Genomic DNA, 15,362 nt, shown 5'->3' with positions numbered 1-15,362 from the left:
ATGGCAAAGCGTGAGGGTTTTCTGCGTTTTGGCTTGTTCGTCTATCCGGTCGGCCATCATATTGCTGCATGGCGGCACCCGGATGCTGTTGCAAATGCTGGCATCAATTTCGACTATTACCGCAACGTTGCCTCGCTGGCAGAAGCAGCCAAAATCGATCTGCTGTTTCTTGCCGATGGCGCAGGAACTCGCGGCGACAATCTCGAAATTTTAAGCCGCACAGCGCACAGCTATGTAGCACAGTTTGAGCCGCTCACGCTTTTGTCCGCGCTCTCGGCTGTCACCAGCCACATCGGTCTTGTTGCGACGGCCTCATCAAGCTTCAATGAGCCTTTTCACATCGCACGAAAATTTGCCTCACTTGACCATTTAAGCGGTGGTCGCGCGGGCTATAACCTTGTGACTTCGGCCAGCGACTTTGAGGCGCGCAATTTCAATCTCGACCGTCATTATGAACATGCCGACCGTTATGAACGCGCGGAAGAATTTGCCGATGTCGTCACGGGGCTATGGAACAGCTGGGAAGATGATGCCTTTCTTTATGACAAGGAGCAGGCACGGTTTTTCGACCCTAACAAGCGGCATGTGCTTGATCACAAAGGCAAGCACTTCTCAGTTCAGGGACCGTTGAATGTGCCGCGTTCGCCGCAAGGGCATCCGGTGACGGTGCAGGCCGGCTCATCGGCAGCAGGAAAGGAACTGGCAGCAAAAAGTGCGGATGTTGTTTTCACGGCACAGCAGACTGTTGAGGAAGCTTCCGCTTTCTACAAGGATGTCAAACAGCGTGCAGCGCACTATGGCCGTGATGCCGACGATATCAAAATCATGCCGGGCATTTTTCCGGTTGTTGGTCGCACGAGGCAGGAGGCTCAGGATAAGTTCGATCAGCTCCAAAACCTCATTCACCCGTCTGTGGGGCTCAATATTCTGTCTTCGGGCTGGTCCGGCCCCGACCTTTCGCAGTTCGATCTCGACGGTCCCGTGCCGGAGTTGCCGGAAACTCAAGGCAGCAAAAGCAGACAAGAGCTTCTGTTTGAATTGGCGAGGCGCGAAAATCTGACCATTCGCGAACTTTATCTACGGGTTGCGGGCGCGCGTGGTCATTTGCAAATCGTCGGCACGGCGACGGAAGTGGCTGACGCGCTCGAAGAGCGTTTTGAAACCTATGGCGCGGATGGCTTCAATGTGATGCCGCCTATCTTCCCGGCAGGTCTGGAAGACTTTGCCGAGCTGGTTCTGCCGGAGCTTCGTCGCCGCGGGCTTGCCCGCAGCGATTATGATGGAACGACATTGCGGGACAATCTCGGTTTGAAAATACCGATCCATCCCGCTACATCGGTTCAGAAGTCAGACACCTTAGCTGCCATCAAAAAAGCGGTTTGAAGGGCGCGGCAAGCCCAAATGTTCACGCAGCGTGCTGCCCTCATAATCCGTGCGGAAAATACCACGGCGCTGTAGCTCAGGCACCAGTCTTTCCGCCACATCATCAAGGCCTTCCGGCAGGAAAGGGAAAACAACCGTGAAGCCATCACTGGCATCCTCTTCCAGCCATTTCTGCATTTCATCTGCAACGCTTTCGACGGTTCCGACGAAAGCAAGACCCGAATAGCCGCCGTAACGCTGGGCGAGCTGACGGACAGTCAGCTTTTCCTCTTCGGCCAGTTTAAGCACCTGCGCCCTGCCCGACTTGCTTGCATTGGTTTCGGGAATTTGAGGCAAATAGTCGTCTGGATCAAAGCCTGATACATCATGACCAAGAGCAATCGATAGCGATGCGATACCGCTATCATAGTGAACAAGACTATCGAGCTTCGCACGCTTCTGCTTGGCTTCCTCAAGGCTATCGCCAAGGATGATAAAGGCTGCAGGCAATATCTTCAACGATGCTGGCGCACGTCCAGTCGCAGCCAACCGCGACTTCAAATCAGCATAAAGCTTTTTTGATTCAACAATGTCTCGCGGCGCACAAAACACCACTTCCGCAGTTTCTGCCGCAAGCTGACGGCCCGGTTCTGATTGACCAGCCTGAACAATCACCGGCCATCCTTGTACAGGGCGCGCGATATTGAGTGGCCCACGCACGTTAAAATCGTCGCCATGATGGTCAAGAACATGCATCTTGGATGGATCAAAGAAAATGCCGCTTTCCTGATCCCGGATGAATGCATCATCCGCAAAGCTGTCCCATAGTCCCGTTACAACATCATAGAACTCACGCGCACGCTTGTAGCGTTCGCCATGCTCGACATGCTCGTCCTTGCCAAAATTAAGTGCTGAATCGGGATTGGATGTCGTCACGATGTTCCACGCTGCACGTCCCTGGCTAATATGGTCAAGCGAGGCAAAACGTCTGGCAATATGGTAAGGCTCGTCAAAGGTGGTGGAAGCAGTCGCAGCTAGCCCAATCTTGTCAGTCACTGCGGCCAGAGCTGACAGCAGCGTGAATGGTTCAAACGACGTAACCGTATGACTGCGCTTCAGTGCCTCAACCGGCATGTTAAGGACTGCAAGATGGTCTGCCATGAAAAATGCGTCGAACTTGGCCGCCTCCAGTTTTTGCGCAAAAGCTTTCAGATGATGAAAATTGAAATTCGCATCGGCATAGGCGCCGGGATATCGCCAAGCGCCAGTGTGAAGACTTACAGGGCGCATAAACGCCGTAAGATGAAGAGACTTTGTCAATTGATTGTTCCTGAGGCTATTGCGAAATTCGGGACCGTCTTGATGAGTGCTAGTAGGATCGGTGATTTTACGACTGCACACTCATTGAGCTAAGAAATATGATTGCGCAGCCTGCGCCACTCAAGGAATTAACACTTCATATTTCCGTGATTCATGCATCATCGTGCTCATCATCTGTCACATAGAGATGCTAAACTTTGACCCAAGATATAGCGTCGTCTTTCTTGGGTTTTATCCATAAACTCGACGTGGCATAATTTCTTAGTGGAACCGACATCGACGTTTTATCGTTGAAGATGTGGCTCCCAACCGCCTTGAGGATAATCAAATTGTCGTCTGGCTTGGGAGGAAAACAACAAAGGGAGGTCAGAAAGATGAAAGCACGCACAGCGAGTGTCGGTGATCTTGAGAGCGTTTTTCACGACCTTTCAGAGCGGATGGCTACGGAATACAACGCTGCCGGAAAAGACGTCAAAACTGCCCATGACAATTTCACGATGAATCTTAGTGAAGGTCGTGCACATGCTCTAATCGAAGGCGATAGAGTTGTTGCGATCATTGCATGGCAGGAAGCTGACGACGCAACAGATACGCTTTTTGCGGCCAAAGAAGACTTTTTCAATGCGCGGTCAGTTCGGTTTTGCCGCAAGCATATAAGGCAAATTCAGGCCTTATCGGGCGACCGCCCCATCCATTCCCGAAGCTGGCTAGATCGTCCTGACGTCGTCAAATGGTTTCGTATCATCGGCTATCGAGAAATCAGCACGGAGAACGGAGCACATCTCTTCGAACTTAGCGCTCCAGCCGGAAATAGTCTTTCCAGCCAATAATGTGACTTGCGCCGCGCTTATCAAATTGAGCGCGGTGCTACCCGTCGTAAATCCTCTGCTATAGCGTCAATCGTTGCCCGCACGCGCGAAGCAACAATGCGCCCACCCGGCCACAGAATATGGATGGGTAATCTCGGCATTTTAACGCCTGATAACACCTGAACCAGTGCACCGGATGCAAGTTGATCTTCAACCAGCCAATGCGGCACCTGTACAAGACCAAGACCCGCAACTGCCGCATCGACGATCATGTCATAGCCAGCAAAACTGTGATTGGCGCGCATCTCGCATCGAACGGCCTCTCCTTTAGCGTTCAGCGTCATCCATGGCTCAACGTGCCCACCACGAAACTGCGTAATACAGCTATGCTCAACGAGTTGTTCCAGCGTCACCGGTTCGCCATGCAAAGCGATATAGCTGGGCGCTGCACACAGAATAATATCTTGCTGGCCAATGCATTTTGAAAAAAGGTCTATGCTATCCGGCAGATGGCCAATGCGAACCGCGAAATCAAAACCTTCTTCAATAAGGTTTACGATGCGGTTCTCAAACGAAACCTCGAAATGAAGATTCTGATGTTCTTTCGCCAGTTGGATCAGAATTGGCGCGATGCGTCTGCGCCCGAACAAGTCTGGCAAATTAATCCTGACGCGGCCCGTCGGCACTTCCTGACGCGAGGAAAGCACCATCTCTGCATTGGCGAGTTCTTCAAGCGCACGGCGGCAGCTTTCGAGATAGACACGCCCCTCGTCGGTGAGGCTTAAGCTACGGGTGGTCCGTTGAAACAGCCTAACACCGAGACGCTCTTCAAGCCGCGCAACAGCCTTACTGACTGCGGATTGCGACAGTCCCAGCACGGCAGATGCAGCAGCAAAACTGCCCGACTGCTCTGCCTGAACAAAAGCTCTGATACCGTTAAATCGTTCGTTTGAGATCATCACTCGATACTATGTGTCTTATATGACTATATTAAATGCCAGAAATGCGAATTTATATCCATGGTAAATTGCTCCGCATAGAAATCCAGTATTCGAGGAGCGAAAGCATGCCAGATGCATTGAAAGACAAGACTATTGTTGTGATTGGTGGCAGCACAGGCATCGGCTTTTCGGTTGCTCAAAATGCCATAGCGAAAGGTGCTCATGTCGTCATTGGCGCACGCAACGCTCAGAAACTACAGGAGGCAAAGGCGAGCTTAGGCGAACCCGCGAAAGCCTTAGAGGTCGATACATCTGACCATGAATTGCTTGCAGCTTTTTTCAATACAGCGGGGAAATTCGATCATCTGTTTATTTCGGCAGCAACCTACACAATTGCTGGCATCGACAGCAATGATGAGCAAGCAATAGAAAGTCCATTTCGCTCCAAATTCTGGGGGCAGTACTGGGCTGTAAAGCAGGCTCTTCCTTATCTCGATAAAACGGGGTCGATAACATTGATGGCAGGTGCCGCTGGTGCGAGACCGATCAAGGGTGGAGCGATCTATGCCGCATGTAACAGTGCGATTGAAGGACTTGGCCGTGGACTGGCAATTGATCTCGCCCCCATCCGTGTGAATACGATTTCACCGGGCACAATCGATGGCCACTTGTGGCAAAATCGCCCGCAGGAAATACGCGAAATGGCCTTTGAACACTACCGCGGAGCGTCACTTGTCGGGCGTCCGGGAACTGAGCAGGAGATCGCTGATACTGTGCTTTATCTCATGGAAAACCGCTTTGTCACCGGCTCAACGCTTTATCCGGACGGAGGCTACGCACTTCGATAAAAGCCGATGTAACAACTGGCTGCATTATCTGAAGTTTCTAATGCAGCCATTTGAATTTAAAAAGTTTCTCCCCGCAAGTGGCTTGCTAGAAAGCCGAGATTATCCTGCCCCCAGTAAGTCTCTGTGTCATAGATATAGGTTGGGAAACCGAACACACCCTTATCGACAGCACGCTCACGATCAGCCTTCCACTTAGCCTGAACATCGTGATCATTTTCGCGCCCGATGAGATATGCGCCATCGAAACCCGCTTCATCCGCGACCGCCCTGCGGACCTCTGGATTGCCAATATCCTTTGCTTCGGACCAGAAAGCGTTTTGCAGAACGCGGGTGAGTTGCAGCCAGTTCTGACCATCCAGATAGGCCGCGATCACACTGAAGGAAGCGGGAGTTGGATCGCTTAGAGCGGGCCTGTCATCAATCAAAAGCGGCTTGCCACGAAATCTGGCCCAGCGCTTAAGATCCTGTGTACCATAAGCACGCCGGGCTTCCGGCCGGTTGCGCGAAAAGATGCCGCCGTTTTCTTCAATCACAGTTGCAAGATAGGGTTTGATTTCGACCACATGCCGTTCTGCGAGTTCCTCTAGCGTATCAAGCCCAAGGTAAGACCATGGTGATCCGATGGAAAAGAAGTAATCAATCGTTTTTGGCACGTTTTGTCCTTCGATATATGCTGCGGAGGGGAAGTTATTTGAACTTTGGTAATCCGGGCGGATTGGTTTCAGATCGCTCTAGGGCTTCTTCACTCAAATGCCAGCGATCAAGAATACGGGCATATTCGCCACTCTTAATCAGAGTGTTGGTGGCCACAGTCAGCGGGTCGGCCAGACCGCTGCCTTTGCGTGTAGTGATCGCCACGTCAGACCGATCTGGCCAGCCAGCGCTCAGCGTACCTACACGTTTGATATTTCCGTCACGCGAGGCAATGAACACGAGCTGCGCATGAGGCTGCACAATCACATCGGCACGACCCGATTGCAGAGCCAGAAGGCTCGCTGCCTCATCGTCGTAATACTGCAGTTCTAGCGGCTTCAGCCCTGCCTTTTCGTTTTCCTCACTCCACTTAACGAGGATACGCTCCTGATTGGTTCCGGCTCCCACGATGATGCGCAAACCAGCCGCATCCTTGGGTTCTTTAATGGACGTAACGGCACTGTCAGCTTTCACAAAAAGGCCATGTAGACCTTGCCGATAGGTCGAAAAATCAAATTTCTCTTTGCGTTCTTCTGTCACGCCAACATTTGAGATCACCGCATCATATTTGCCGGATGCGAGCCCCAGCGGCCAGTCAATCCACGCAACCGGCACGCTTTCCAGTTCAAGGCCGAGGCTCTCAGCAATCGCCGATGCATAATCCAAATCAGCCCCGACAACCGTCTTGGCATCTGTTGCATAGGCTGCGAGCGGCGGTCCGCCGGGCGCAACCGCCACGGTCAGCTTGCCCGGCGTCACGAATTTAAAATCAGCAGGAATGGCGGCTATTGCCGCAGCATCTTTCTGTACGTGAATACGTCCGGCCTGTTCAGGCGACAGATCAAAATCATCCGCCGAAAGGGCCGGCAGCGACGAAGCCGCGATAGCCGCCCATGTAGCTAACAACAGAGCACTTGCTCTCATAAACCATTCTCCATCAGCTTGGAATTTTGCGGGCTGGCACAATCACCCCTCATGCGCCAGCCCAAACCCTTACGATCCGCTCTTTGGCAGACCCTGCGGGTTTGTATGTGCTTCGGTGATAGCTTCTGGCCCAAGGTTCCATGTATCGAGAACCTTGGTATAGGCACCGCTTGCTATCAGATCGTTGAGAACATTGGTCAGCGGCTGTGCAAGTCCGCTGCCTTTGCGTGTCGTCACGGCAATTTCGGCGGTAATCGGCCAGCCACCGCTAACAGTGCCAACAAGCTTGGTCTTGCCGTTGATGCCAGCCGAGTAGGCCTGTGTCGCATTCACGCTAAACACTGCATCAGCGCGGCCGCTCTGAATTGCGAGATCTTTTACGGCATCATCGTCGTAATACTGCACCTCAATCGGTTTGAGACCAGCTGCAACATTCTGGCGATCCCACTCAAGCAATACCTTTTCCTGATTGGTTCCGGCATCGGTAATTATCTTGAGACCTTCAATATCTTTTGGCTGCTTCAACTCCTTGATCGCACTGTCTGATTTGACGTAGAAGCCAAGCTCATCTTTGCGATAGGTGGAGAAATCGAACTTCTCTTTGCGCTCTTCCGTCACTGTGACATTGGAAATCACGGCGTCGAATTTGCCGGAAGCAAGTCCGAGCGGCCAATCAGCCCAAGCGACCGAAACCAGCTGAAGATCGCGTCCAAGGCTGTCGGCAATGATCTGCGCCAGATCAACATCGTAGCCGATGACAGTCTTGGAGTCAGACGCATAATCATGCAGTGGCAAGTGTCCGCTGGTGCTGATACCAATGGTCAAAACACCATCCTTGACGAATTTAAAGTCCTTCACCTCGTCAATACGCTTATCGAGCTTTTCAACCCGTAAGCGGTTTGGCTGTTCGGGGCTAAGGTCAAACTTACCCTCGCTCCACGCTGTCCCCGAAGTTAGCACAGCCATCGAAATCAGGCCTGCAGTGAAGTATCCCGCTTTTCTGATATATGTCATATTCCCATCTCCTTGAGCTTAAAGCTCCATGTAATGACCTGATTTCTCGATATTCTGGCTCTTTACGAGCGGATCTTACGATCCGCTTTTCGGCAGGCCAGCCGGATTGGTTTTGGCTTCATCAACAGCCTCTGAACTCAAGCTCCAGCGTTCAAGCACCTGCTGGTACTTGCCATTTTTGATAAGTTCATTGAGTGAAAGTGTCAGCGCGTCGGCCAGACCGCTGCCCTTGCGTGTGGTGATTGCCACTTCCGCTGTCTGTGGCCAGCCACCGCTTACAGTTCCGACAAGCTTGGTTTTGCCATGCTGCGATGCCGCATAGGCCTGCACAGCATTGACGCTGAAGACCGCATCCGCGCGACCGGAATCAATCGCAAGGCTCTTGACCGCATCATCGTCGTAATACTGAATTTCGACAGGCTTCAGACCTGCTTCAACGTTCTGCTTGTCCCATTGCACAAGGATGTTTTCCTGATTGGTGCCTGGATCGGTGATGATTTTGAGACCCGCAATATCTTTTGGCTCTTTCAGCGACGTGATCGGGCTGTCAGCCTTCACATAAAAGCCAAGCTCGTCCTTGCGATAGGTCGAGAAGTCGAACTTTTCCTTGCGCTCTTCGGTCACGGTCACATTGGAAATAACCGCATCAAACTTGCCGGATTGAAGCGAAAGCGGCCAGTCAGCCCACGCAATCGGCACCAGCACCAGCTCACGACCCAGTGAATCGGAAACGAGCTGAATAAGATCAGGATCAAATGCCACCACGGTCTTTGCATCCGTTGCATAAGTGCTGATCGGAGGCACCCAAGGATTGATGCCGACGACGAACTTATCGTCCTGCACGAATTTGAAATCTTTCGGCACGGCATTAATGACAGCATCACTCTTTTCAGTGCGCAGACGATTTGGCTGCTCCGGACTAAAATCGAGTTCTGCGGAAAAGGCTGGTGCGCTCAACAGGGTGGCTGCTGCAAACAAGCCGCCCAGAATTGCATTTTTGTAATGAGCTGGTTTCACTGAATAACTCCTGAGATTGATCTGAATTTTCGACAAACAGCTCCCGTCGATCGCCGGTGCAAGGGCGATCGCTGCTGTCTGAATTTTGGGATAGGTTAAGCGGGTGTTCTGGCGTCAGAGAACTTTGGCGAGAAACTCCCGGGTTCTTGGATGCGTGGCCGCGTTGAACAGCTGTTCCGGTTGGCCTGTTTCGAGAATGCGGCCCTCTTCCATGAAGACGACAGTATCTGCCACTTCACGCGCAAAGCCGATTTCGTGGGTTACGATCACAAGCGTGGTGCCGGAGCGTGCAAGCTCCTTAATCACATCAAGCACTTCGCCAACCAGTTCCGGATCGAGCGCAGAGGTCGGCTCGTCGAACAGAATGACTTTTGGATTAAGAGCGAGCGTTCTGGCGATGGCAACACGCTGCTGCTGACCACCGGATAACTGACGCGGATAAGCATTGATCTTTTCACTGAGACCAACACGAGCCAGCAGACGCTTTGCAATAACGGTTGCGGCGTCGCGGCTCAGACCACGCACAATCATCGGTGCTTCGATAATATTTTCCAACACGGTCAGATGCGGGAAGAGATTAAAGTTCTGGAACACCATGCCAACATCGACACGCTTTTTCAGAATATCCTTTTCTTTGAGTTCATAGAGCGTGTTGCCGCTCTGACGATAGCCAAGCAATTCGTCATCAATCGCGATGAAGCCATCATCGACGCGCTCTAAATGATTGATCGAGCGCAGAAGTGTCGATTTTCCAGAACCCGATGGCCCTAGAATGGCCGTAACACTGCCCGGCTTGATGTGAAGGCTGACATTATCAAGAACCAGATTATCGCCAAAGCTTTTTGATACGCCATGAATATCGACTGATCCGCGTCGTCCACCTGTAAATCCACCAACAGCAAGCGCTTCGGTTATTCGTGCATCCTTCTCGCGGTTCACAACATTCTGAACTTCAGCAGATGCCTTTTCCCGGGTTGGAACAAAGCGCGAGAACAGACGTCCAAACAAAGCCGGTGGTGGATTACGCAATGCGCCGCGCGAGAAATGCCGTTCCGTATAATATTGCGCAATCGAAAGCACAGTCATGATGATCAGATACCAGACAGTCGCAACCATCAGCAGCGGAATGACTTCAAGGTTACGGCGATAAATGACTTGGACCGTATAGAACAGTTCAGGCAGTGCCAGCACGTAGACCATCGACGTGCCCTTCGCGAGGCCGATGATTTCGTTAAAGCCTGTCGGAAGGATCGTGCGCATGGCTTGCGGAAGCACGATACGGAAAGCCTGACGACGGCGCGGCAAACCAAGAGCAGCAGCAGCTTCAAGCTGCCCCTGATCTACCGACAAAATACCGCCGCGAATAATCTCGGATGAAAATGCCGCTTGATTAAGACTAAGCCCAAGAAGTGCTGCTGCAAAAGGACTCAATATCTGAACGGTCGGATATTCGGCGAAGGTAATATCTGTATAAGGCACACCGAAACGAACGGTTTCATACAGATAGCCAAGGTTGTTGAGCACGAGCAGCAGAACGATCAGCGGAATGGAGCGCAGCAGCCAGATATAGGCCCACGACAATCCCGACAAAAGCGGCGACTTTGAAACACGCGCTAGTGCGAGTGCAGTACCAAGGGCAAAACCCAGCACAGTTGCAAGCGCGGTTAGCCAAAGTGTGCGCATCAGACCGACAAGCACTGGCTCAGCGAAGAACCATTCCGCAAAAACTGACCAGCCCCATTTCGGATTGGTGAGGACCGATTGCATCACAGCAATGATCAAACCAGCCGCAAAAATCGTACCCACAACCCGCGCCGGATAACGCGCTGGCACAATGCGGTAATGCTTAAAATCACCGGGACTAACGCGAGGTTTAGCCTCGCGTTCGGTACCCACAAAGTCTGTAGCAATGGCCATGATCAACGCTGCTCCGATTTGTCATTCCACTTATGACGAGATGCGAAAGCGCCTGTCATGGAAGTCTTATGTTGCAATTTTCGGAGAAGATTGACCCATTTTCAAAACAAATAAGTCTATTTAATCGAGCTGACGTGGATGTTTTTTCTACAACACCCACTTAAACGCCATGCATTTACTTAGCCAAAAACCGGCTGTTTCTGCGCAATTTCAATTGATTCAAAACTGCGCTCAGAAATATTTGCAATGTGCTTTTCGAACGGCAGCGTCCCGTAAATTTCCGGATCAGCAGCAACATCGAAAAGTGCTGTATATCCGTTGCGTAGATAGAGTTCTTTGGCTTCCGGCTGCCTGAAACCAGTGGTCAGGTAAACGCGCTTATAGCCCTGAATCCGAGCCTGTGTTTCAAGCTCTTGCAGTACCTTTTTCGCCAGTCCCTGCCGGCGCAGATCACCATGAGTCCAGATGCGTTTGAACTCTGCAGTCTCATCGTCATAGCGCATGAATGCACCACCACCGATGGTCTGACCGTCACGCAGCAATAAAAGGAAATTACCATGCGGCGGCGCAAAGGCCTCCGGCGGATATTTGTTCATTTCCGCAGCAGCACCCTCTTCACTGAAATAATTGCCATAGCGCGTATCATATTCAATCGTCAGCGCTTCGATCAAAGGCACTGCACGACTATCAAGTGTTGAGGTGTAGAGAAATTCATCCGCCATGATGTGGTCTTCCGTATCAGTTGAGAGAAGCTTCAGTCAGACGCACCCAAAACAGGGCTGCTGGCAGTAAGATGTCATCGTTGAAATTATAATCCGGGCTATGCAGACCGGCGCTGTCACCATTGCCGACGAAGAAATAAGACCCCGGCTTTTCCTCCAGCATGAAAGCAAAATCCTCGCTTGCTGTGCGCGGCCGGAAGTCTTCGATCACCGTTCCTTTTGGAAAGCTTGTAAGCGCGACCTGTTTCGCAAATTCCGTTTCAGCTTTCGCATTGATCAGCGCCGGGAAGCCCCATTGATAATCGACATCAGCAATAGCGCCATAGCTTTCAGCCTGAGAGCGCGCAACGGCTTCGATCCGCCACCGCAGTTCTTCCCGGACGCTCTGTGAGAACGAGCGAATAGTAAGCCCAAGATCAACATGCGCCGGAATGACATTGAGTGCATCGCCCCCATGAATGGACGCCACGGTCACCACTCCCATATCGAGCGGGTCCAGATTGCGCGCAACAACAGTTTGCAATGCCAGAACGATAGAAGAAGCAACGACAACCGGATCAACCGACTTGTGTGGTTCCGCACCATGACCGCCGCGACCATTCACGCGGATTCGCGCACGATCCACGGACGCCATCGCAGGCCCGCTCACAAAGCCAAATTGTCCTGCAGGTACGCCCGGCCAGTTATGCAGCCCATAGACTGCATCACAGGGAAAGCGCTCAAACAGACCATCGTTGATCATACGCTTCGCCCCTGCTCCGATCTCTTCCGCAGGCTGGAAAATCACATGAAGCGTGCCTGAAAAACGACCGAACTCAGAGAGATACCGCGCAGCGGCTAGAAGAATGCTCGTATGCCCATCATGGCCACATGCATGCATAACGCCGGAATTGTCACTTGCGTAATCAAGACCCGTCGCTTCAATGATCGGCAGCGCGTCCATGTCTGCCCGGATACCGATGGTCTTGCCGGAGGTACCACGCTTCAGGGTTCCCACGACACCAGTACCACCAATACCAGTTGTTACCTGATAGCCCCATTGGCTGAGATAATCTGCAACCAGTGAAGATGTGCGGGTTTCGTTGAACGCAAGTTCAGGATGCGCATGAATGTCGCGACGCAGAGCGATAAACTCGCCGATAAACGAGGCAAGACCTGCCTCGATTTCGAGTTTTCGGTTTACCTCTGGCGACGGTTGAACAGTCATGCCGCGCCCTTCTGATCGCCTTCCTGTGCAGGCGCCGCATAACGGCTCTGCGGAAGGACTAGCCCCAAATTTTCACGCAATGTATCGTGTTTGAGCGTGCTTTCATGATAGCCGCGCTCTTCCAGAATTGGCAGAACATGGGCAGTGAAATCATCAAGCCCTTCGGCAATGACCTGAAATCCGAGAATGAAGCCGTCCGCAGCCTTCTGCTCTTTCCAGCGGATAATTTCATCGGCAATCTGCTCAGCCGTGCCGATGAAAGAGGTGCGCGGCGTTGCGGCATTAAGAGCCACCTCACGCAAAGTCAGCTTCTGTTCAGCCGCATCACGCTTGATACGATCTGTTGTGGAGCGGAAACTATTCTTGCCAATATCACCCAGCTCAGGGAACTGCGCATCAAGGTCATAAGCCGTAAAATCATGATGATCGAAGAAGCGTCCAAGATAGGCGAGAGCCTCGTTGACGCTTACCAGATTGCGGATTGCCTGATATTTTTCTTCGGCTTCAGCTTCCGTTCGTCCGACAATCGGACCAATGCCGGGGAAAATACCGATATCATCCTGTGAGCGCCCATGCGCAACAGCACTCGCCTTGATCTGCGCGTAGAATGTCTGGCTGTCTTTGATCGTGCCTGCATTGGTGAAAACAGCATCTGCATGTTTACCGGCCAGACCGATACCTGCTTCCGAAGCGCCAGCCTGAAAGATAACCGGCTGCCCCTGCGGTGAACGCTGAATGTTGAGCGGTCCTTCAACGGAGAAGAAACGACCCTTGTGGTCAAGGCGGTGGAAACCTTCCGGCTTGTAAAACTGACCAGTTTCGCGATCACGAACAAAAGCGTCATCGTCCCATGAATCCCAAAGGCCTTTGGTGACGTCGAGATATTCATCAGCAATTTCATAGCGAAGCGCATGATCGGGATGCGGCTTGCCGTAATTCCGGCCCGATCCTTCCAGCGGGGTTGTCACAACATTCCAGCCAGCGCGCCCACCGGAAATCAGATCAAGCGATGCAAACTGCCGCGCAATTGTAAACGGATCGCTATAAGACGAAGAAACCGTGCCCGCGAGGCCGATACGTTTTGTATGCGCTGCAAGCGCTGAGAGAACAGTCAAAGGCTCAAAACGATTGAGAAAATGTGGGATGGAAATCTCGTTGATATAAAGCCCGTCCGCGATAAATGCGAAGCTAATGCCCGCCTCTTCAGCCTTGCGCGCCGTATCAATAACGAATTGGAGGTTTACACTGGCATCAGCAGGGCCGGACGGATGCTTCCAGGCGCTCATATTCCCGCCTGCACCTTGCAGCATCACGCCAAATCTAATCTGCTTGGAACTCATTTGAGATTCTCCTTCTAAAGCATGTCGCGGAAAAGTGGGGACCGGTTTTCCGATAACGATATGCGTAAAAACAAAGAATTAGAGCGAGCACCTTGGTTACAAATAAGCGCAACACGCTCTAGCCAATGGCTTTTAATCAGGCGGCAATAGCTAGGCGTTCGCCTGCGAGGCTTTCAATCGCAGCCAGTCTTTGCTCATGGGAAACAGCAGGGAACTCGAGTACAAACTCTTTAACCCCATATTGCGCGTGCAATTCATCAAGCTTCTGCTTCACCTGCTTTGCAGAACCTGAAAGCACGCTTGGGTGCTTTTCCTCGACACGATAATCGGTCTCACCAGCCTGCCGCGCAAACTCCGCTGCCGCCTCCGGTGTGCCAACTGAAACAGATACACCTGACGCCAGATGGACTTTAAAAATCTTAATTTTGCTGACAGCCGCATCGACGTCGTCTTTGCTTTCAGCCACCACTGCGCCCAATGCTAGAACTGGCACGTTCCCGGTCGCATCACGATAGACATCAAAGGTCTTCTGTAGATTGGCAGTATCGCCGTTGAGATGGCCCGCATAAACAAAATCCCAACCTGAACGAGCGGCGAGCAATGCGCTATCAGGGCTTGCACCAAGCACAAATTTTTCAGCAGGAACCTGCGGCTTCGGCGTCGCTGCCAGCCCTTCGAATTGCCCCGAGGTAATCCTATCACCACCAAGAAACGCGCTGAGTTGCTCAATCTTGCTGTTAAAATCGAGGCGTTTTTCGGCGCCTAGCTCCTGCTGCAACGCCTTGGTTGATAGCGGCAACCCACCCGGCGCTTTCCCAACACCAAGATCGACACGCCCCTGCCCGAGTGCTGCTAACAGGTTAAAATTCTCGGCAACCTTATAGGGGCTGTAATGCTGAAGCATAACGCCACCAGAGCCAATTCTTATGCGCTTGGTCAACGCCAGAAGATAGGACACAAGAACTTCTGGAGATGGTCCGGCCAACTCATCTGCATGATGATGCTCCGCTACCCAGAAGCGCTTATATCCGGCCTTCTCCGCCGCTTGCGCATAGGACACGGTATTAGCAAGTGCAGTTTCCGCGTGTCCTGCCGGCACCACAGGGCTCTTGTCGAGAAGGCTTAACTGATAGGGCATCGACGCATCCGCTTTCATTGAGAAGTTGAAACTGCCTGAATGTGAACAGGCAGAGCTTTCCCATTATGCGAAGCACATAGATGCGATCAGCCGAGCTTATTTTCCCGGCG

14 protein-coding genes are annotated in these 15,362 nt (G+C 52.1%); 3 read left to right on the top strand and 11 right to left on the bottom strand.

What is annotated here, in order from left to right; genetic code table 11:
• Positions 1–1,383, top strand: coding sequence for an LLM class flavin-dependent oxidoreductase (locus tag J2782_RS09550; RefSeq protein ID WP_310011802.1), 1,383 nt, complete (start codon positions 1–3; stop codon positions 1,381–1,383).
• On the opposite strand, the gene J2782_RS09545 is transcribed toward J2782_RS09550, so the two are convergent.
• Entirely contained in the window at positions 1,357–2,682 is a 1,326-nt protein-coding gene (locus J2782_RS09545; RefSeq protein WP_310011800.1) for an LLM class flavin-dependent oxidoreductase, read from the bottom strand. The genes J2782_RS09550 and J2782_RS09545 overlap by 27 nt on opposite strands.
• A 374-nt stretch (positions 2,683–3,056) precedes the next feature.
• On the opposite strand from J2782_RS09545, the gene J2782_RS09540 reads away from it, so the two are divergent.
• Positions 3,057–3,512, top strand: a complete 456-nt coding sequence (locus tag J2782_RS09540) for a hypothetical protein (RefSeq protein ID WP_310011798.1) — start codon at positions 3,057–3,059, stop codon at positions 3,510–3,512.
• A 20-nt stretch (positions 3,513–3,532) separates the two neighbouring features.
• Here the strand turns inward: J2782_RS09540 and J2782_RS09535 are convergent, their stop codons facing one another.
• Positions 3,533–4,450, bottom strand: coding sequence for a LysR family transcriptional regulator (locus J2782_RS09535; protein WP_310012303.1), 918 nt, complete (start codon positions 4,448–4,450; stop codon positions 3,533–3,535).
• A 107-nt stretch (positions 4,451–4,557) separates the two neighbouring features.
• On the opposite strand from J2782_RS09535, the gene J2782_RS09530 reads away from it, so the two are divergent.
• Positions 4,558–5,280, top strand: coding sequence for an SDR family oxidoreductase (locus tag J2782_RS09530; protein WP_310011797.1), 723 nt, complete (start codon positions 4,558–4,560; stop codon positions 5,278–5,280).
• 56 nt (positions 5,281–5,336) lie between these two features.
• Here J2782_RS09530 and J2782_RS09525 read toward each other — a convergent pair whose 3' ends face one another.
• The 9 genes from J2782_RS09525 to J2782_RS09485 form a co-directional block, all read right to left on the bottom strand.
• Positions 5,337–5,933 (bottom strand): 2-hydroxychromene-2-carboxylate isomerase, encoded by a 597-nt coding sequence (locus J2782_RS09525; RefSeq protein WP_310011795.1) that lies wholly within the window; start codon positions 5,931–5,933, stop codon positions 5,337–5,339.
• Between the two features lie 34 nt (positions 5,934–5,967).
• A complete protein-coding gene (locus J2782_RS09520; protein WP_310011793.1) occupies positions 5,968–6,897 on the bottom strand; it encodes an ABC transporter substrate-binding protein in 930 nt (309 codons plus the stop codon).
• Positions 6,898–6,966: 69 nt separating this feature from the next.
• Positions 6,967–7,911: an ABC transporter substrate-binding protein gene (locus J2782_RS09515; protein WP_310011791.1), complete on the bottom strand. Its 945-nt coding sequence runs from the start codon at positions 7,909–7,911 to the stop codon at positions 6,967–6,969.
• A 75-nt stretch (positions 7,912–7,986) separates the two neighbouring features.
• Positions 7,987–8,928, bottom strand: coding sequence for an ABC transporter substrate-binding protein (locus J2782_RS09510; protein ID WP_404989617.1), 942 nt, complete (start codon positions 8,926–8,928; stop codon positions 7,987–7,989).
• A 114-nt stretch (positions 8,929–9,042) separates the two neighbouring features.
• Positions 9,043–10,845, bottom strand: a complete 1,803-nt coding sequence (locus J2782_RS09505) for an amino acid ABC transporter permease/ATP-binding protein (RefSeq protein ID WP_310011790.1) — start codon at positions 10,843–10,845, stop codon at positions 9,043–9,045.
• Between the two features lie 179 nt (positions 10,846–11,024).
• Positions 11,025–11,567, bottom strand: coding sequence for a GNAT family N-acetyltransferase (locus J2782_RS09500; RefSeq protein WP_310011788.1), 543 nt, complete (start codon positions 11,565–11,567; stop codon positions 11,025–11,027).
• Between the two features lie 16 nt (positions 11,568–11,583).
• A complete protein-coding gene (locus J2782_RS09495) occupies positions 11,584–12,774 on the bottom strand; it encodes a M20 aminoacylase family protein (protein WP_310011787.1) in 1,191 nt (396 codons plus the stop codon).
• A complete protein-coding gene (locus tag J2782_RS09490; protein WP_310011785.1) occupies positions 12,771–14,114 on the bottom strand; it encodes an LLM class flavin-dependent oxidoreductase in 1,344 nt (447 codons plus the stop codon). Before J2782_RS09490 ends, J2782_RS09495 begins: the two co-directional genes overlap by 4 nt.
• A 136-nt stretch (positions 14,115–14,250) precedes the next feature.
• The gene (locus J2782_RS09485; RefSeq protein WP_310011784.1) at positions 14,251–15,252 is read right to left on the bottom strand and encodes an MsnO8 family LLM class oxidoreductase; all 1,002 of its coding nucleotides are present in this window, start codon (positions 15,250–15,252) and stop codon (positions 14,251–14,253) included.
• Positions 15,253–15,362 lie beyond the last annotated feature (110 nt).

This window comes from Brucella pseudogrignonensis (genome assembly GCF_031454375.1).
In the GTDB taxonomy this organism is placed as follows: Bacteria; Pseudomonadota; Alphaproteobacteria; order Rhizobiales; family Rhizobiaceae; genus Brucella; species Brucella pseudogrignonensis_A.
This window is presented reverse-complemented; position numbering and strand designations above follow the sequence as displayed.